The organism is Streptomyces sp. NPDC015346, from assembly GCF_043078785.1.
Taxonomy (GTDB): Bacteria; Actinomycetota; Actinomycetes; order Streptomycetales; family Streptomycetaceae; genus Streptomyces.
In genome coordinates this window covers 716,596-735,077 of sequence record NZ_JBIBTW010000001.1, presented here as the reverse complement: position 1 = coordinate 735,077, position 18,482 = coordinate 716,596, and the positions used below count along the sequence as shown (strand labels likewise).

Annotated in this window: 17 protein-coding genes; 5 read left to right on the top strand and 12 right to left on the bottom strand. The window is 71.3% G+C overall.

Annotated features, from left to right (window positions below; genetic code table 11):
• Positions 1-94: 94 nt before the first annotated feature.
• Positions 95-1,132, bottom strand: a complete 1,038-nt coding sequence (locus ACF06X_RS03315) for an ABC transporter substrate-binding protein (RefSeq protein ID WP_392285458.1) — start codon at positions 1,130-1,132, stop codon at positions 95-97.
• A 345-nt stretch (positions 1,133-1,477) separates the two neighbouring features.
• On the opposite strand from ACF06X_RS03315, the gene ACF06X_RS03310 reads away from it, so the two are divergent.
• Positions 1,478-2,647 (top strand): hypothetical protein, encoded by a 1,170-nt coding sequence (locus tag ACF06X_RS03310; RefSeq protein ID WP_392285457.1) that lies wholly within the window; start codon positions 1,478-1,480, stop codon positions 2,645-2,647.
• Positions 2,648-2,884: 237 nt separating this feature from the next.
• Here ACF06X_RS03310 and ACF06X_RS03305 read toward each other — a convergent pair whose 3' ends face one another.
• From ACF06X_RS03305 to ACF06X_RS03295, 3 genes are read right to left on the bottom strand one after another with little or no spacing between them, the layout of a single operon-like run.
• Positions 2,885-3,829 (bottom strand): 3-oxoacyl-ACP reductase, encoded by a 945-nt coding sequence (locus ACF06X_RS03305; RefSeq protein WP_392285456.1) that lies wholly within the window; start codon positions 3,827-3,829, stop codon positions 2,885-2,887.
• A 38-nt stretch (positions 3,830-3,867) separates the two neighbouring features.
• On the bottom strand, positions 3,868-4,944 hold the full coding sequence (locus ACF06X_RS03300; RefSeq protein WP_392285455.1) for a Zn-dependent alcohol dehydrogenase: 1,077 nt from the start codon (positions 4,942-4,944) through the stop codon (positions 3,868-3,870).
• 13 nt (positions 4,945-4,957) lie between these two features.
• Positions 4,958-5,812, bottom strand: coding sequence for a MaoC/PaaZ C-terminal domain-containing protein (locus ACF06X_RS03295; protein ID WP_392285454.1), 855 nt, complete (start codon positions 5,810-5,812; stop codon positions 4,958-4,960).
• Between the two features lie 240 nt (positions 5,813-6,052).
• On the opposite strand from ACF06X_RS03295, the gene ACF06X_RS03290 reads away from it, so the two are divergent.
• Complete coding sequence (locus ACF06X_RS03290) at positions 6,053-6,739, top strand: HAD family hydrolase (RefSeq protein ID WP_392285956.1); 687 nt, start codon at positions 6,053-6,055, stop codon at positions 6,737-6,739.
• Positions 6,740-6,783: 44 nt separating this feature from the next.
• On the opposite strand, the gene ACF06X_RS03285 is transcribed toward ACF06X_RS03290, so the two are convergent.
• The 4 genes from ACF06X_RS03285 to ACF06X_RS03270 form a co-directional block, all read right to left on the bottom strand.
• Entirely contained in the window at positions 6,784-7,155 is a 372-nt protein-coding gene (locus ACF06X_RS03285; protein WP_392285453.1) for a hypothetical protein, read from the bottom strand.
• A 10-nt stretch (positions 7,156-7,165) separates the two neighbouring features.
• Positions 7,166-8,644 carry an MFS transporter gene (locus tag ACF06X_RS03280; RefSeq protein ID WP_392285452.1) on the bottom strand — a complete coding sequence of 493 codons (1,479 nt, stop codon included), beginning with the start codon at positions 8,642-8,644 and terminating at the stop codon, positions 7,166-7,168.
• A gap of 140 nt (positions 8,645-8,784) precedes the next feature.
• A complete protein-coding gene (locus ACF06X_RS03275; protein ID WP_392285451.1) occupies positions 8,785-9,978 on the bottom strand; it encodes a lipid-transfer protein in 1,194 nt (397 codons plus the stop codon).
• Between the two features lie 14 nt (positions 9,979-9,992).
• Entirely contained in the window at positions 9,993-12,167 is a 2,175-nt protein-coding gene (locus ACF06X_RS03270) for an acyl-CoA dehydrogenase (protein WP_392285450.1), read from the bottom strand.
• 155 nt (positions 12,168-12,322) lie between these two features.
• On the opposite strand from ACF06X_RS03270, the gene ACF06X_RS03265 reads away from it, so the two are divergent.
• From ACF06X_RS03265 to ACF06X_RS03255, 3 genes are all read left to right on the top strand, one after another.
• Complete coding sequence (locus ACF06X_RS03265) at positions 12,323-12,661, top strand: thioredoxin family protein (RefSeq protein ID WP_392285449.1); 339 nt, start codon at positions 12,323-12,325, stop codon at positions 12,659-12,661.
• Positions 12,658-13,431: a hypothetical protein gene (locus tag ACF06X_RS03260; protein WP_392285448.1), complete on the top strand. Its 774-nt coding sequence runs from the start codon at positions 12,658-12,660 to the stop codon at positions 13,429-13,431. Before ACF06X_RS03265 ends, ACF06X_RS03260 begins: the two co-directional genes overlap by 4 nt.
• Before the next feature lie 63 nt (positions 13,432-13,494).
• Complete coding sequence (locus ACF06X_RS03255) at positions 13,495-14,559, top strand: hypothetical protein (protein ID WP_392285447.1); 1,065 nt, start codon at positions 13,495-13,497, stop codon at positions 14,557-14,559.
• Between the two features lie 104 nt (positions 14,560-14,663).
• Here the strand turns inward: ACF06X_RS03255 and ACF06X_RS03250 are convergent, their stop codons facing one another.
• The 4 genes from ACF06X_RS03250 to ACF06X_RS03235 all read right to left on the bottom strand — a co-directional run bounded on the left by ACF06X_RS03250 (position 14,664) and on the right by ACF06X_RS03235 (position 18,437).
• Positions 14,664-15,875 (bottom strand): endonuclease/exonuclease/phosphatase family protein, encoded by a 1,212-nt coding sequence (locus tag ACF06X_RS03250; RefSeq protein WP_392285446.1) that lies wholly within the window; start codon positions 15,873-15,875, stop codon positions 14,664-14,666.
• A gap of 59 nt (positions 15,876-15,934) precedes the next feature.
• Complete coding sequence (locus ACF06X_RS03245) at positions 15,935-17,254, bottom strand: phytase (protein WP_392285445.1); 1,320 nt, start codon at positions 17,252-17,254, stop codon at positions 15,935-15,937.
• Positions 17,255-17,356: 102 nt separating this feature from the next.
• Positions 17,357-17,629 (bottom strand): DUF397 domain-containing protein, encoded by a 273-nt coding sequence (locus ACF06X_RS03240; protein WP_392285444.1) that lies wholly within the window; start codon positions 17,627-17,629, stop codon positions 17,357-17,359.
• A complete protein-coding gene (locus tag ACF06X_RS03235; RefSeq protein WP_392285955.1) occupies positions 17,598-18,437 on the bottom strand; it encodes a Scr1 family TA system antitoxin-like transcriptional regulator in 840 nt (279 codons plus the stop codon). Before ACF06X_RS03235 ends, ACF06X_RS03240 begins: the two co-directional genes overlap by 32 nt.
• Positions 18,438-18,482: the final 45 nt, after the last annotated feature.

Here is an 18,482-nt window from a genome sequence, read left to right as displayed (position 1 = left end):
CTGTCCTCCGCGCCCCGCCGTCCTGCCTGTGGGCAGGGAAGATTCCGCTTACGCGGTGTCACCGCGTGCTACGAACTACTCCTTCTTCTGCGTGCTACTTCTTCACGAGGTCGGCGCGCAGGTCGTCGAGGACACTGTTCGCGGCCGTGACGCCCAGACCGAGGTACCAGGTCTCGTCGGGAACGTCCTTGGCCCGGCCGGCCTTGACCGCCTTGAGGTTCTTCCACAGCGGGTTGGCCTGGGCGGTGTCGCGCTTGGTGGCCTTCGGGTCGCCGTAGACGCCGGTGAAGATCCAGTCGGCGTCGGCCTGGTCGATCTTCTCGGGGCTGATCTCGGCGGCGAGGTCGTTGATCTGCTGGTTCTTGGGCCGGGGCAGGCCCGCGTCCTCGAGGATGGTGCCGATGAAGGACGCCTTCGCGTAGAGGCGGATCTTGCCGGGGAGGTAGCGGACCATCGAGATCGTCGGCTTGTTCGGGCCGATGTCGGTGCCGAGCTGCTTGGCCTTGGTCTCGTAGGCGGCGAGCTTCTTCTGCGCGTCGGCGGTCTTGTCCAGGGCCGCGGCGTTGAGGAGGTAGTTCTCCTTCCAGGTGAAGCCGGGGCGGATGGAGAAGACGGTGGGGGCGATCTTCGAGAGCTCGTCGTACTTGTCCGCGGCGCGCAGCTGGCTGCCGAGGATGAGGTCGGGCTCCAGGTTGGCGATCGCCTCGAGGTTGAGGTTGTTGATGGTGCCGACGGGCTTCGGGGTGCCCGCGTCCTTCTTCAGGTAGGCGGGGATGCCGTCGTCGCCCTCGGCGGGGGCGTAGCCGACGGGCTTGACGCCGAGGGACACGACGTTGTCGAGCTCGCCGACGTCGAGGACGACGACGCGCTTGGGCGCGGCCTTGACTTCGGTCGTGCCGAGCGCGTGCGTGAGGGTGCGCGGGAACTGGCCGGGCTTGGCGTCGGTGCCCATGGCCGCGGTCTTGGCCGCCGCGTCGCCGAAGTCCTTGCCTCCGGTGGCCACGTCCTTCTTGTTGCCGCCGTCCTCCTTCTTGGCCGGGTCCGAGGAGCCGTCGCTTCCACAGGCCGCGAGGGAGAGCGCTGCGGCGAGCGCGACGGCGGCGGCGGTGCCGCGGCGGAGGAGGAGGGACATCTGGGTTTCTCCTGTACGGGTTCGGGAGGGACGGGACGGGACGACGGCCGGAGTCGGACCGGACGACGGCCGGAGCGGAACCGGACGGCGGCCGGACTCGGACCGGACCGCGGCCGGACTCGGACCGGACGGCGGCTCAGCCGGCGCTCGGGCCGCGGGAGACCCGGAGTCCCAGGCTCCACTTAGGCTCGCCTTACCTTACGCACCACCGCTCCCTCCAGCACAACCGGCCCCCTCCCCTCAGCAGAATCGATACTTGGCCACCCTTATGTGTGAAGTGACCTGGCTCGTGTTGTTCGGCTGGAAGTGCGAAAACTAGCTTCGGTGGCCGGAGGTGACGAGTCGATGACAGCCTGTGCCATCGAGACTACGGCGGAGGACGACGGCGTCGTGCGACCGACCGGGTTCACGATCACGGCGAACGGGGCGTACGCGGCGCGGCTCGCGGGTGCCGGGGAGGCCCTGTACGCGGAGCGGTGGACGCTGGACGGGCCGGAGCCCTACGCCGTACCGCTCCCGCTCGACCAGCCCGAGGACCCGGACGCCCAGTTGGTACCGCTGGCGGACGGGCGGGTCCTGATCGGGCGCCGGGTGGACGGACACCGGCACACGTTCTCGCTGCTGTACCCGACGGGCCCGGGGACGGGGGAGCTGCCGCTGGGCTCGGTGGAGGCCGCGCACCTGACCCTCCTCCCTCCGTCGCCCGACGGCATCTGCGCGTACGCGATGTGCGTCGGCGCGGACACGACGACGATCTGGCTGGTGGCGGGCGGCGCCTTCGGCCCCGAGCAGGTGGCCGAGGTCAAGGGCCGCTGCACGGGCGGGGTCTGGCTGGACCGTACGGGGCGGATGCTCGCGCTCGACCGGCGCCTGGGTGACGGCCCGGTGAAGGCGGTGGCGGTCGACCTGGAGCGCGGCGGCGAGGTGACGCCGCTGCTGCAGATCACCGAAGAGAGCGACGACCGGCTGCTGATGGCGGACCCGGACAGCGGTCTGCTGCTGATCCGCTCCGACGCGCCGTCACCGGGGCACGAGCGGCTGGGCTGGGGCGTCCTCGGCAGCCTGCTGCCGGTCCGCTTCCCCGAGTGTCTACGGCTCGACGACGCGGCAGTGACGCCCTTCGCGGTGCAGCCGGGGCAGGTGCTGATGCCCGAGACCTGCTCGGTGGCGCTGCGGATCGACGCGGCGGCCGGGAGCTGGATCGGGATGTGGAGCCCCTCGGGGCGCCGCATGCACCAACTGGCCGCGCCCGCCGGATGGGTGGCCGGAGCGGGGCTGTGGACACCGGAGGGCGTGCTACGGCTCCCGTACGCGGCGGACACGGCGGTCGGCGGCACGGTGTGCGGCCTGGTGAACCTGGAGGTACCGCCCGAGCCGGAGCCCGTCGTCCTGGAAGCCCTGGCTCCCCTGGATCCTCGGGTGGGACGTCCGCCGGGAAGCCCCTCCGGGCCCCGGATCTGCCGGCCGGTCCCCCTGCAGCAGGCACCTCTCGCCGACCGTAAAGCCGCTGACTAGAATCGCGGCCGCACGCCAACAGCGATCAACACGGGGTGAGTTGCACCATGTCGGAAGCGAGTACGCACGGGGCGGAGCCGCACGGCTCCGGAAAGCATCGCGGCGAGGCGGCGCCGTCGGAGGAGCCGTATCCCTCCCCTCACGGCCGTCACCGCCGCGACCGCCGGGACCCGGAGGCGCAGTAGGAAGGGGCGTCGGCCCCCGGGGAGATCCCCCAGGGGCCGACGCCCGCCCGGCTCAGCCGCGCTTCAGGGCCAGGACCTCCGCCGCCGCGAACGTCTCCCCCGGCGGCCGTGACGCGTAGTGCGGCGTCAGCAGCCCATCCAGCTCCTCGTACGTGAACGCCTCCTTCGCCGTGTCGAACTTCGCCGACACCCTCGGGCGGTCCACGATCGCCACCATCCCCCCGTGGACGACGAGCAGCTGACCGTTCACGCCCCCCGCCGCCGGCGACGCCAGATACCCCACCAGCGGCGCCACATGCTCCGGCGACAGCGGGTCGAGCTCCGCCTCGCTCGCCGGTTCCGCGAAGCCTGCGAAGACGTCCTCCGTCATCCGGGTCCGCGCCCGCGGACAGATCACGTTCGCTGTCACGCCGTACTTCGCGAGCGCCAGCGCCGTGGACGTCGTCAGGCCCACGATCCCGCCCTTGGCGGCCGCGTAGTTCGGCTGCCCCGCCGAGCCGGCCAGGAACGCCTCCGACGAGGTGTTGACGATCCGGCCGTACACACCGGGCTCCCCCGCCTTCGCCCGGCCCCTCCAGTGCACCGCCGCGAAGTGGGTGGTGTTGAAGTGGCCCTTCAGGTGGACTCGTATCACCGAGTCCCACTCCTCCTCGTTCATCGAGAAGACCATCCGGTCCCGCAGGATCCCCGCGTTGTTGACCAGGATGTCCAGCTTCCCGAACTCGCTCACGGCCAGGTCGACGAGCCCGCGCGCGGTCTCGAAGTCGGCCACGTCGCCCAGGTGCGCGACCGCCCGGCCGCCCGCCGCGCGGATCTCCGCGGCGACCCCCTCGGCAGGGGCGGCCGACGCCTCGCCGGAGCCGTCGCGCCCGGGCCGGCCGTAGTCGTTGACGACGACGGCCGCGCCGAGCCGGGCGAGTTCGAGCGCCTCGGCCCGGCCGAGACCTCGCCCGGCGCCGGTGACGATCGCGGACAGACCCTCAAGAGGGAGTGACATCGATTCGCGTCCTCTCAGATCTCGATCCAGATCTCGATTCAGATCTCGATGCAGGTGCGCAGCGCGACACCCGTACGCATCTGCTCGATCGCCTCGTTGATCCCCGACAGCGGCACCCGGTGGGTGATCAGTGACTCCAGGTCGATCCGGCCGGCCCGCCAGAGCGCGATGGCCCGCTCGTATGAACGCATCACATCCCCGCCGCCGTACATCGACGGCAGGATCCTCTTCTCGTCGAAGAACAGCTCGAACATGTTGAGCTGGAGGAAGTCGTCGAGCGCGCCCGCGCCCACCACGCACAGCGTGCCGCCGCGCCGCGTCGTCTCGTACGCCGTCCGCGCGGTCGCGGACCTGCCGACGACCTCGAAGACGTAGTCGAAGCCCTCGCCCGCCGTGATCCGCTGCTTGGCGTCGGCGAGCCCGTCCGGTGCCACCGCCTCCGTCGCGCCGAAGCGCAGCGCCGCCTCGCGCCGGGACTCGACCGGGTCGACGGCGACGATCTGGGCGGCTCCCTGGAGCTTGGCGCCCTGGATGGCGGAGATGCCGACGCCGCCGCAGCCGATGACGGCGACCGACGAACCGGCCTCCACCTTCGCCGTGTTGATGGCCGCGCCGAGTCCGGTCGTCACCCCGCAGCCGATGAGGGCGGCGATGTCGAAGGGCACGTCGTCGGGGATCGGGACCGCGCAGCCCGCGTCGACGACGACCTCCTCCGTGAACGTACCGGTGCCGGCGAAGCCGAAGACGTCCCCGCCGGGCCGTCGGAAGTTCGGGGTGCCCGCGTTCATGAAGCCGGCGAGGCAGAGCTGGGTCTGGCCGCGCTTGCAGGCCGGACAGCTCCCGCAGGCGGGCAGCCAGCACAGCAGGACGCGCTGTCCCTCGCTCAGGCCGGTGACGCCGTCGCCGATGTCGACGATCTCGCCCGCGCCCTCGTGGCCGGGGACGAACGGCGCCGGCTGGGGAAGGACGCCGCTCATGGCGGAGACGTCGGAGTGGCACAGTCCGGTCGCCCTGACCCGGATCCGCACCTTGCCGGGGCCGAAGCCCACCGCCTCGACGTCGTCGACGACCTCGAGCTTGTCCTGGCCGATCTCGTGCAGTACGGCTGCGCGCATGGTGCGGCTCCCATCACGAATGTTCGACGAGGGTGTCGGCGAGCACGGGAGCGTCCTCGCGCTCCACGGCCGTGACCGACACCTGGACGCGGCCGTCCCCGGCCCACATCCGGATACGCAGGGTCTCGCCGGGGAAGACGACCCCGGCGAAACGCGTGTGGTACGAGCGGACACGGGCGACGTCGCCGCCGAGCACCGTGTCCACCACCGCCTTGAGGGTCATGCCGTAGGTGCAGAGCCCGTGCAGAATCGGCCGGTCGAAGCCGGCGAGCTTGGCGAACTCGGGGTCGGCGTGGAGCGGGTTCCAGTCCCCGGAGAGGCGGTAGAGCAGCGCCTGGTCCTCGCGGACCGGGCGCTCGACGATCCGGTCGGGCTCGCGCTCCGGGAGTTCGAGCCGTTCGGAGGGCCCGCGGTCGCCGCCCCAGCCGCCCTCTCCCCGTACGAAGATCTGGGCGTCGCTCGTCCACAGCGGGCCGTCGTCGTCGGCGACCTCCGAGCGGAGGACGAGGACGGCGGCCTTGCCCTTGTCGTGGACGGCGGCGACGCGGGAGGTGGTGACGGCCCTGCCCTGGACGGGGATGGGCCGGTGCAGGGTGATCGACTGGCCGCCGTGCAGCACGGCGGCGAGGTTCACGTCGATCCCGGGGGCGGAGAGCCCGCCGACGACCCCCATGCCGGCGCCGGCGACGGTGGCGAAGCTGGGCAGGACGTGGAGCCTGGATTCCAGGGTGTAGCGGAGCTCGTCGGGGTCGGTGGCGGGTGTTCCGGCTCCGAGACCGAGGTGGTAGAGCTGGACGTCCTTGTGGCCCCAGCCGATCTCGGCGCTGCGGGGTTCGGCGGCGACGGCCTTGGCGGCGTCAATGGGCATCGGGATGCTGCTCCTTGGAGATCCGTGAGGCCTTGAAGGAGGAGGGAAGACCTCGGTGCGACCGTCCGCACCGTCGGCCGCACCGAGGCCGTGCGGGACCGCCCCGTACGCGCCGTTCTAGAACGCGTTCTAGGTCGGTGATCCCCATGTATAGCCGAGCCCGAGGGAGTTGTGAACCCTCCTGACGGCGCGTCAGTTCTGTTTGGCACCCTTCACTTCACCCAAGGAGACGCACCCGTGATCAAGGGCGTTCTGTTCGACTTCTCCGGCACTCTCTTCCGTATCGAGTCGACGGAGGACTGGTTACGCGCGGCCGTGGGAGCCTCCGGAACCGCCATGGCCGAGGCCGAGCTGGCCGAGTGCGCCGCCCGCCTGGAGGCGGCTGGGGCACAGCCCGGCGGCGCGTACCCCGCACGCCTGCCCGCCCGCCTGGAGACCCTCTGGCACGAGCGCGACCTCGACGGCGAGCGGCACCGCGCCGCCTACACCGCCCTCGCCCGGGAGGCCGGGCTGCCCTCGCCGGAACTGGCCGAGGCGCTGTACGACCGCCATCGCGACCCGGCCGCCTGGCTGCCCTATCCCGATGCCGAGAGCACCCTGAGGGAACTGCGCGGCAGAGCCATCCCCGTCGCCGTCGTCAGCAACATCGGCTGGGACCTGCGGCCGGTCTTCCGCCACCACGGCCTGGACCCGCTCGTCGACACCTATCTCCTCTCGTACGAGTACGGCGTCCAGAAGCCGGACCCCCGGCTCTTCCAGGCGGCCTGCGACGAGCTGGGCCTGCACCCCCGCCACGTGCTCATGGTCGGCGACCACCCGGCGGCGGACGGCGGAGCCGAGGCGCTGGGGTGCGCGGTCCATTTCGTCGACCCTTTGGCGGTGGATCGCCGCCCCGACGCGCTGACAGCGGTCCTCGGGCTGGTGTGAGAGGGACCGACCCGTCGCTCTACGGGCCGGCTCGTTCGACCGGGCTAATGCGACGCGACATCCCAGACTCCGAGGATCTCGGAAAAGTCCGGTGTTCGCACGAGGAGTGTGGGCTCCCCACGGTCGGACGAGAGGATCTCATCGACGATTCCCTGCGCCTCGACAGAACCCAGCCCGCCGACGACGGGCCAGACATGCGCGCCGTCACCCGGGGAGTCGAACTCCTTCACGAGGACGGAAGCGTCAGGATTCGGGATTCCCCAGAGCCCGAAGATCCTGTCGTCCGGACCGGATTCTTCAAACCGTTCCGCGATGAGTTTGAAGTACCAGCACTCCTTCCGCGCTTCGGAACGGAGGATGCCTTCCAACGGCCCGTCGCGCCAATCAAAGATGATCAGTACGCGAGCGAAGAACACAGCAGGTGGGTTACTCAACGCCACCACGCTTTACGGAGTGGGGGCATTCCGGGCTCACGGTGGAGCCCTGCTTGAAGCCCCTCGGGAGCCACAGCAGCATCAGCAGCGCGCCCGCCACCAGGACGCCGGAGGCCGTGCGGAAGGCCAGGGCGTAGCCCTCCGTCAGGGCTTCGGGGGTGGTGGCGCCGCCCGTGCGGGCGGCCGCGACCGTGGAGAGGACGGAGAGGCCGAGGGCGCCGCCCATCGTGCGGGAGGTGTTGACGAGGCCGGAGACGAGGCCCGCCTCGGCGGGGGCCGCGCTCGACGTGGCCAGGGTCGCGAGGGGCGTGATGAGGAGGCCCATGCCGACCATCATCAGGATGCCGGGACCCAGGATGATCGTCAGGAAGGTGCCGTCGGCGGTCATCGTCGACTGCCAGCCGAAGCCGGTCGCCGCGACGAGCGCTCCGAGGGCGGCCAGGTTGCGGGCGCCGGTCACCGGCATCAGGCGGGGGGCCAGCTTGGAGGCGACGAGGACGCTGACCGAGCTGGGGACGAGCGCGAGGCCGGCCTGGAGCGGGGTGTAGCCGAGGACGTTCTGGGCGTACACCGTCATGAAGAACCACATGCCGAACGAGGTCGAAGCGCACACGAACATGGCCACGTTGGCGGCCGCGACCGCGCGCGAGCGGAACACCCTGAGCGGCATCAGCGGCGCCGCCGTGCGCGCCTCGACCGCGACGAAGACCGCGAGGAGCGCGAGGCCGCCGAGGAGCGGGGCCAGGGTCACCGGGTCGCCCCAGCCCGCCTCCTCCGTCTGCACGATGCCGTACGCGACGGACGCGAGGCCCGCCGTGACCAGGACCGCGCCCGGCAGGTCCAGGCGGCGCCCGGCGCCGCCGGCGCGGCTCTCGCGGAGCCACACGGCCGCGCCCACCAACACCAGAGCCCCGATCGGCACGTTGATCAGGAGCACCCAGCGCCAGGACAGCAGGTCCACCAGGACACCGCCGACGAATCCGCCCGCCGCGCCGCCGGCCGCCCCGACCGCCGTCCACGTGCCGATGGCCCGGGTCCGCGCGGGCCCGGCCGGGACGGCGGAGGTGACGATCGTCAGCGTCGCGGGGGCGAGGACCGCCGCGCCGAGTCCCTGTACGGCGCGCGCGGCGACGAGCTGCCAGCCCTCCTGCGCGAGGCCGCCCGCGACGGAGGCGGCGGTGAAGAGCCCGAGGCCGAGGAGGAACATCCGCTTCCGCCCGAAGAGATCGGCCGCGCGCCCGCCGAGCAGCATGAATCCCGCGAAGGCGATGGTGTACGCGTTGAGCACCCACTGCAGCCCGGTGGCCGAGAGCCCGAGGTCGGCCCGCATCGATGGCAGGGCGACGTTCACCACCGAGACGTCGAGCACCACCAGGAACTGGCCCGCGCACGCGGCGAGGACCACGAGCCAGGCGCGGGAAGGGGGTATGGAGGGCGCGGACTTCTCGGCTATCGACTCCGTATGCACCATGCGTGTCATGGTCGCAGACCACTTACAGCCCGTACATCGGGAATCAGCCCTACAACCCCAGGACCTAAGGCCCCAGGACCTCGGGCCCTACGACCCCAGGCCCTACGACCCCAGGCCCTAAGGCCCCAGTACCTCGGGCCCTACGACCTCCGGAACATCGTCACCACCGCCGCCCCGCCCAGCCCGATGTTGTGCGCCAGGCCGACCCGCGCGCCCTCCACCTGTCGGCGTCCCGCCTCCCCCCGTAGCTGCCAGACCAGTTCGGCGGCCTGCGCGAGACCGGTGGCGCCCAGCGGGTGGCCCTTGGAGATCAGGCCGCCCGAGGGGTTCACGACCCAGCGGCCGCCGTAGGTCGTCGCGCCCGACTCGACGAGCTTGCCGGAGGCGCCCTCCTCGCACATCCCCAAAGCCTCGTACGTCAGCAGCTCGTTGATGGAGAAGCAGTCGTGCAGTTCGACCACGTCCACGTCCTCGATCCCGAGCCCCGACCTCTCGTACACCTGGCGGGCCGCCGCCCGGGACATCGGCCGGCCCACCGCGTCGATGCAGGAGCCGGAGTCGAAGGACTCCGCCGTGTCCGTCGTCATCGCCTGCGCCACGATCTCGACGGCCTTGTCGTGCAGCCCGTGCTCGACCACGAACCGCTCCGAGACCACGACCGCCGCCGCGGCACCGTCGGAGGTGGGCGAGCACTGCAGCTTCGTCAGCGGCCGGTGGATGGTCTTGGCGGCGAGGATCTCGTCGACCGTGTAGACGTCCTGGAACTGGGCGCGGGGGTTGTTCGCCGAGTGCTGGTGGTTCTTGGCCCCGACGGCCGCGAGCTGCACCTCGGTCGTGCCGTACCGCTCCATGTGCTCGCGCGCCGCGTTGCCGAAGATCTGCGCGGTGGGAGGCGACATCTCGAAGCCGTGGGCCGCGGCCATGATCCCGTAGTGCCGGGCGACCGGCGAAGTCTTGAAGTCTCCCCCGTCCGAACCCCCGCCCAGCGCGCCCCGCGCCATCTTCTCGAAGCCGAGGGCCAGCACACAGTCGGAGATCCCGCCCTCCACGAACTGCCGGGCCATCATCAGCGCCGTCGACGCCGTGGCGCAGTTGTTGTTCACGTTGTAGACGGGGACACCCGTCAGGCCGAGTTCGTACGCGGCGCGCTGCCCGGCCGTCGAGGCCTGGAAGCAGTAGCCGACGGGCACCTGCTGGACCTGGTCGTAGGAGATCCCGGCGTCGGCGAGGGCGGCCGTCCCCGCCTCCTTCGCCATGTCCCAGTACTGCCAGTCGCGCGTTTCCGGCTTCTCGAACTTCGTCATCCCGACGCCGACGATGTACGCCTTGCCCATGGTCACGTTCCCCCTCAGTCTCTCGGCAGGCCGAGCAGGCGCTCGGCGACGACATTGAGCTGGACCTGCGTGGTGCCGCCCGCGATGGTCAGGCAGCGGGACATCAGCAGCCCGTGTACGGCGCGTTCGCCGGCCCCCTCCCGTACCGCGCCCTCGGGGCCGAGCAGTTCGAGCGTGAGCTCGGCGACTTTCTGCTGGTGGACGGTCTGGACGAGCTTGCGGACGCTGGCGCCCGCGCCCGGTTCGAGGCCGGAGACCTGGAGCAGCGTGGTCCGCAGCCCGATGCAGGCGAGCGCGTGCGCCTCCGCCGCCAGCGCGCCCACCCGCACCCGTACCGCGCTGTCGGCGCCGGTCGCGGCCCGGTCGATCAGCGCCTCCAGACCGGAGTCGAAGGCGACCTGGTCGGCCATGTGGACGCGTTCGTTGCCGAGGGTGTTACGGGCGACGCGCCAGCCGTCGTTCACCTCACCGACGACGGAGTCGGCGGGCAGCAGGACGTCGTCGAAGTAGACCTCGTTGAAGAGCGAGTCGCCGGTGATCTCCCGCAGCGGCCGGATGTCGATGCCCGGGGTGTTCTTCATGTCGACGAGGAAGTACGTCAGTCCCCGGTGCTTGGGAGCGTCCGGGTCCGTCCGGGCGAGCAGGATGCCGTGGTCGGCCCACTGGGCGGCGCTCGTCCACACCTTCTGCCCGTTGATCCGCCAGCGTCCGTCCTCGGTCCGCTCGGCCCGGGTCCGCAGGGAGGCCAGGTCGGACCCGGCCTCGGGTTCGGAGAAGAGCTGGCACCACAGCAGGTCTCCGCGCAGGGTCGGGCCGAGGTAGCGGTCGCGCTGCTCCTCCGTCCCGTAGGCGAGGAGGGACGGTACGACCCAGGTGGCGATCCCCAGGCCGCTGAGCCGGATGCCCGCCGCGTCGAGCTCGCGCTGCACGGCGAGCTGCTGGAGCGGGCCGGCCCCGAGGCCGTGGGGCGGCGGCAGGTGCGGGGCGGCGTAGCCGGTGGGGGCGAGGGCGCGCCGGGCGGCGGCCGGGTCGAGGCCGACGGCGGGGGCGAGGGCGCGTCGCGCTTCCGCGCGGTAGGGGGCGGCCTCGGGGGGTAGTTGGAGGCGGAGTTCGCGCCGGGCGCCTTCGGCGGCGAGGCGGGCGGCCCGTGCGCGGTGGGTGTCGCCGGGGCCGAGGAGCTGGCGGGCGACGAGGGCGCGGCGCAGGAGGAGGTGGGCGTCGTGTTCCCAGGTGAATCCGATGCCGCCGAGGATCTGGATGCAGTCCTTGGCGCAGTCGTAGGCGGCGTCGAGGGCGGTGGCCGCGGCGAGGGCGGCGGTCAGGGAGCGCGACGGCGCCGACCGGTCTTCGCGCGCCGCCCGGGCGGCGTCCCAGGTGAGGGCGCGGGCCTGCTCGACCCGTACGAGCATCTCGGCGCAGAGGTGCTTGACCCCTTGGAACTGCCCGATCGGCCGCCCGAACTGCTCGCGCGTCCTGGCGTGTTCGGCCGCCGTCTCCAGCGCCCGCCCGGCGGTCCCGCAGGCGTCGGCCGCGTAGAGCACGGCCGCCACGTCCCGTACCTGGTCGGAGTCGATGCCGAGGATCCGGTGCGCGGGGACGCGGGCGGCCGTGGCGGTGACCTCGGCGGTGGGCCGGGTGGGGTCGGCGCTCTCCTGGGGACGTACGGAGAGGGCGTCGGCGTCCACGGCGACCCAGACGGGTCCTCGTGCGGTGGTCGCCGCGAGGATCAGCAGGTCGGCCTGGGCGCCGCCGAGGACGGGCGGCGCGGTGCCGTCGAGGAGGAGTCCGTCGTCGCTCTCGACCGCCGTCAGTCCGCCGGGCCCGAGGGCGACGGCGCCGATACGGGCCCCGCTCGCGAGCGGCGCGAGCAGCTCACGCTCCCCGGCCCGGTGCAGCAGCTCGGCGGCGAGAACGGCGGGAAGGTACGGCCCCGGCCACACGCCCCGCCCGCCCTCCTCCAGGACGACGGCCAGATCGACGAGATCGCCGCCCCCTCCCCCGTCCTCCTCCGGCAGATGCACCCCGGGAAGCCCCTGCGCGACGGCGGCGTCCCAGTGGGCGGGGCGGCCGGTGGCGGTGTGCGGGGCGTCGAGGTGCTTGCGCACTTCCTCGGGCGGTACGGCGCGGGTGAGCCAGCCACGGACGGATCGGGCGAGCTCCCGCTGTTCTTGCGTGATGGCGATGCCCATGCGCGCAGACTAGAACACGTTCCATTCTGACGGAAGGTCAGATGCGGCCCGGTCTTCGGCGCCGGTTCCGCCGGGGCGGCCTGCGGCGGCGCTCGGCGGCGAGCGGGGGATGATGGGGACGGAAATGACGGAACACGACGAGGTCAGGAGCCTCCATGGCGAAGCGGGTGCACCAGCCCCGTGAGGACGCGGAGTTCGATTTCATCCTCCGGATGAGCGGAGTCCCGGTCCTCGCGTACTTCACCGGGACATGGCCCAAGGCGATCGAGCCCTGCCGGGAGATGGACCTCGTCATGGGTGGCATCGCCGACGAATACACCGGCCGCCTGACGACCGTCCGCACCGACATCACGCGCTGTCCGGCAGCGACCCAGCGCTACGGGATCACCGCAGCCCCCTCCTACGTCCTGCTGAAGGACGGAGAGCCGGTGGCGCACGGTACGGGGCCCATGACCACCGCCGAGGTACGGGAGATCCTGGACGCCCACCTTTGAGCGGCCACCCCGGCACCGCCGCCGCACCTCCCCCACGAGACCGGCTCGACCGTGCTCTGGACGGCTTGGCCGTGACCTTTCGCGGCACGACCGCACGCGCAGACGAGAACCAGTGTCACTGCCACTGGGGCAGCGAAGAGGAGCTGGCGCGGCTGAAGGTCCCGGACGTGGAGCTTGACCCGGATCTTCTGCGTCGCACCTGGCAAGCTCCCGACTGGGACGACCACGGGGCGGTGCTGCGCCGCATCCTCCCCCAGTTCGCCAGGGCGCTCGTGAGCGGGCCTGTCGAGCCCGCGTACGGCATGGAGGAGGTGGGACGATCCTTCGCTCGTGGGCACTGGCGGCAGTGGCCCCCACGCCAGGCCGCCGCGGTGTGGGAGTTCCTGCATGCCTGGTGGGCTCACAGCCTCGTCGATCCGGATCCCGCTGTCCCCGTCCACGAGGTCCTCGCACTGTGCGCCGAAGCCTCCGCCACCCTCAGCCCGTGGCTCTCCGTCTGGGAGGGGCTCAGTGACCGGGTCGCCGACCGGCACTTGGCCGAGGCCGCCGCCCACTGGGAGTACGACCTGCTGGGTGACCAGCTTTCCTGGCACGCGTGGGACGACGCGGAGGCCTTGCGCTCCGAACTCGCCGCCTGGCTCGTCCGATGCGCCCCCGCGCGGCTTCGGGCCCCAGACGTTCCGGAGGAACTGCTGCACCGGATACGGCTCATAGGGCTGACCGGCCCCGCTCGATGGGACGGCCCGCACTGGCCCGGCCACCGCTACTGACCCAGGGGCCCTGCGCACCACCGGCCGCGACAGCACCACGAACGGCCCGCGATAATCGCGCACATGTTTCGTATCGCACGCACTCTAGCCCTGGCCTTCTTCATGGCCGTCGCGGCGACGGCCGCAACCGCGCTCCCCGCGCGGGCGGCCGCCGAGCTGCCCGGTGGCAAGGCCAATTACGTCGTCTCGCTCGGGCACCTGAAGGACGGCGCCCGCAACAACTGGGTCCGGCTCGGCACGTACGAGTTCGATGCCACCGCCGGCACCGTCTCGGCACGCATGTACGTCTGGTCCCACTCCGAGCCGAAGGCCCGCGTCGGCACCGGCACCGTGCCCGACAGCAGTTGTTCGTCCACCGACCTGAAGAGCACCACCCACGTGCTCGCCTGCGAGATCAAGACCGCGGGCGGCTTCACCGGCTCCCCCACCGACCTGCGCACCGGCGTCTACACGCTCCAGACCGACACGATCGACGGCGTCCCCACGCCCACCGTGTGGATCAAGTGGAACACCGCCACCGCCTGGACCGAGAAGTGGGCCGTCGAGACCGGCACGAACCTCGCCCGCCTCTCCTTCGTCCACAACACCAAGGCCACCACGGGCTACGGCTACGGCAGCAACGCCGCTCTCACCACCCGCCGCGCCATGACCACCGTGCAGGCCCACCCCTCGACGATCCGCCTCCAGGGCACGACCTGGAACGCCGACAAGACCGGCACCACCGGCGGAACGTTCCACCACGAGAACTTCCGCACCTGTGAGACGACGACCTGGTGCCTCACCTACCTCCAGCCGTCGTCGTCGACCGCCTGCCAGAAGGAGGGCGGCTGCCCGAACTACGGCGGCGGCACCGCGGCGAACATCTCGTCCATCCAGTACTACATCCAGAAGCTCGCCAACACCGACCGCCGCGACACGCTCTGGCACTGGTGCACCTGCCTGGCCGTGGAGCGCAACGAGCAGTGCTACACCGGCAATTCGCACGTGAAGCCGATGTACCAGATCATCGACGACACCGGCACCTTCCGCGGCTGGGTCGGCATCGAGGCCTCGTACTACCCCGGCAACATCACCGACCCCAGGAAGAGCGACATGTTCCAGGTCTTCCGCCTGTCCGACTGGACCTGAGCAGGAGGGCTGACGCGAACGGCCCGTGCCGCACGTCGTGCGGCACGGGCCATCGGTCAGGTCACCGTCACCGTCACGGTCACGGGCGACACGTCACCAGGGGGTCAGGAGACGGGGGAGGTGGCGGTCACCGTGACCAAGCCCCGGTAGAAGGCGTGCTCCGACACCTTCAGGTACTTGCCGTCGGTGCCCTTGGCGGCCTCCGCTTCGACGTGCGTGATGACCGTGCCCGCGGCGTCCTTGAGGTACATGGGGATGGCGTCGCCGCTGAGCGTGGCGTGTGCCGTGGTCTCGGAGAAGAAGATGTAGTCGATCTTGCTGTTGCGCTTGTCGCCCTCCAGCGGCGACAGGTTGACGATGGTCGACTCGCCGGTCCGGCAGCTCGTGTCGGTGCCCACGGCACAGAGGGGAGTCGGCTTCTCCCAGTACGCGGTGTCATCGTGGTCGGCCTCGTAGAACCTGCCGATGCCCCCGCCCGGCGCGGCGCTGGCGCGGTAGAAGCTGTCCAGGGCCGGGGTCTTGCCCGGCTGCGGGAGCGTGTTGAAGTCCCCGCCCACCACGACGACCTTGCCGGCCGCGATGTCCTGGTCGAGGGCGGAGGCGAGGTTCGCCGCCTGCGCGACACGGGCGCGCTCGTTGACCAGCTTGTCGTCGGCGAAGGCGCGCAGGTGGACGCTACAGCCCTTCACCTTGCGGGAGACGCCGTCGAGGGTCGCGTCGTAGCAGAGGGCGTTGAACGTCCGCGCGGGGCTGACCGGCTCGACCGGGCCACCGTCCTTCTGCTTGATCTGGTAGCGCTCGCCGCCGAGGGGGATCTCGTCCTTGCTGCCCAGCACGCCACGGGCACCGACGACCTGGCCGATCCAGCAGCGCTTGTCGTCATTGGCCGGGTCGCTGTCCATGTTCACCGAACAGTCGGACGCACCGCAGCCCGTGTAGTTGGTGAGCAGGGGCGTGTAGCCGAAGTCGTAGGTTCCCGCGTACGTGTTCTTGAACCACTCGTACTGTGGCCAGCACACCTCCTGCAGCAGGACCAGGTGTGGCGTGAATTCGCTGATCTCGTCGACGATGAGCGGCAACTTCCCGGTCCCGCCCTTGTTGCACAGGCCGCCGCACATGTTGAAGCTGACCGTCCTGAGCTCGATCTCCGTTCCGTTCCCGGCGTCGGCCCGCTGCGTGTCCGTCGACGTCCGCTGCGTGTCCGTCGCCGCCGCGCGGTCGGCCCGGAGCAGGTCGGCGCCGCCCTGGGCCAGACCGGCCATCAGGACGACGGCGAGGGCGACCACGAAGGCCGCCGCGATCCCGCGTATCTTCATCACTTCCCCTCCCTGAAATCGTCAAAGACGATGATCGTAGCGCCGAGGGTCGGACCGCGTCAGTCGGTGTCGCGCGGGTCGAACGACCTCGTGTCGACCGTCAGCGGCTCCGGGAAGGCGTCGGCCACCGCGTCCCACGGGGTCAGCTTGAAGTTGGTGCCCTCGCGCTCGCCGTCCGCCGGGGTCGCCTCGCCGTCGTGGGTCACCAGGAGGCCCTTCGGGAAGCCGCGGCCGAGCGGCACGTTGACCACGGTGGCGCCGTCCGAGTGCTGCACGCCGTCGACGGCCGGACCGTCGGCGACGGCGAAGGAGCCGATGTGGTCGTTGCCGCCCTCACGCCCGTAGACGGAGTACGTGTCGTCCCCCTGGCTCGACGCGAGTACGTAACCGGCGCCGTCCGCACCGTGGTAGACGGTGACGCCCTCGGCGTCGGCGCTCAGGTGCTCGCCCCCGAAGCCGGGGTCAGCGGCCGTGTCGAGGACGCACTCCTCCTCCGCCGTGTCGTACGTCCACGGCGTGCCGTACTCCCGCACCCGGTCGATCATCCGGGGCGCGTCGAACTCCGCGTCGTCGAGGTCGATCCGCCACAGCCCCACGGCCTCCTGCGCCGCGTAGAGGACGTGCTCCTCCTGGTCGACGGCCATGCCCTCGACCTGCGGGCGCTCCCCGGGGTCGGCGCACGGCGCCCACGCCGTCCCGTCCGGCAGAGTGAAGGACGCGGGCAGATCAAGAGTGTCCTCGGTGCGGTAACCGACCCGGCCGCCCCGGTCCTCCAGTTCGAGCAGCCGCAGCCGCGTCTCCTCCCGCTGCGACACGACGACGTACGCCTCGTCCTCGTCGCTGAACGCGGCGAGCCCGTACGCCGTGCGCTGCTCGTCGACCTCGCTCTCGTCGGCCGCGAACACCGGCCGTACGTCGGCCGCCGTCACATCCCTGAGCGGCGCCCGCCCGGCCGCCACGGCGGCGGGGTCGATCGCGAAGGCCCGGATCCGGTCCCGGCCCCGGTCGCTCACGAGCGCCAGGTCGGTCTTACGGCCGTTCAGCTCGAAGCCGTAGACGATGTCCACGTTGTTGAACCGGCCCGTCGCGGCGCCCTCCCCCGGCGCCGCCGGCGCGGCTATGTGCTGCAGCCGCCGCCCATCGAGCCCGTACACATCGAGACCGGCCTCCTTCAGGGTGCCGATCACGATGCTGCGCCCGGGGCTCGTCGGGTCGACCCACACGGCCGGGTCGTCGGCGTCGGCGTTGCCGCCCGCCTCGTCGTCGTACACGGCGGGCGTCTCGACGCGCGCGGTCACGGACACCGGGCCCGAGTGGGCGGGAGCCCCGGATACGAGCAAGAACGCGGCGGCCAGAGCCGTCACAGCGGAAGCGCTCACGATACTCCTCAGTAAGAAGCGGACTCGCGAGACGCTAGGGGTGACGGGTGAGCGTGGCGGTACGCCCCCGTGAACACCGGATGACCCGTCAGCTGTACTGGTTCAGCCGCCGAGGCGCCCCTCGGCGGCGGCCGTGACGAAGGCGCCGAAGGCGGCGGGGGTGGCCAGGAAGGCAGGCCCCTCCGGGTTCTTGGAGTCGCGGACGGCGATGTGGGCGGTGAGGTCGGCGACCTCGACGCACTCGCCGCCGTCGGAGCCGCTGTACGAGGACTTCCGCCAGGCGGCGGCGCCGAGCGGGGCACACTCGACGCAGTCGCCGCCGTCGGATCCGCTGTAGGACGACTTACGCCACCGCAGGACCTGGCTGGTGCCCATACTGTTCCTCCATCACGCGTGCGATCAGCGCCGCCGAGTCCTCCCGGGAGAGGGCCGTGGCCTGGAGCCGAGCGTAGCCGACGGAACGCTCCCTGATCACTTGCGAATTGGCGGTCATCTGGCCCCCGCCATAGCTTCCCGCGTAGAAGAGATCCGGGTCGTCCTCGAACCGCAGGAGAGTGAACGTCCCCATCATCCCGGCATGTTGGCCAGCCGTGAAGGGGAGCACCTGGATCTGCACCCACGGCCGGTTCAGACACGCCAACAGGTGGCTGAGTTGGCTCCGCATGACCTCGGGGCCGCCGATCTCCAGGCGCAGCGCGGCCTCGTCGATCACCACGCACAGCACCGGCGGGTGCTCGCGCTCCAGGACGCGCTGGCGCTCCATCCGGGCCGCCACCATCTCGTCGAGCCGGTCCGCGTGGTCGACGCTCAGCACCGCCCGGGCGTACTCCTCCGTCTGGAGCAGGCCGTAGACGAGCTGCGACTGGTACGTCGAGATGTACGCGGCCCGCGCCTCCATCTCCGCATACGGCTGGAACCAGTTCGGCAGCTGGCTCTTCAGGACCAAGCCCACCAGCCGCGTGAACAAGCCCCCCGTCATCAGCGCCGCGTCCAGCTGCTCCGAGAACCGCCGCGTCGGGACCTTCTTCGCCGTCTCGATCTGGCCGATCAGCGAAGCCGTACAGAAGACGATGCTGCCCAACTGGCCCTGATTGAGCCCCGCTTCCTCCCTCAATCGGCGGAGTTCGGAGCCGTAGTAGTCCAGCGGCGAGGCGCTGGGATCCAGGCTGCGGATGTTGACCACGACGAGGTCACCCCCAAGCTGACGCATCACTGCGTTCGTTTCGGT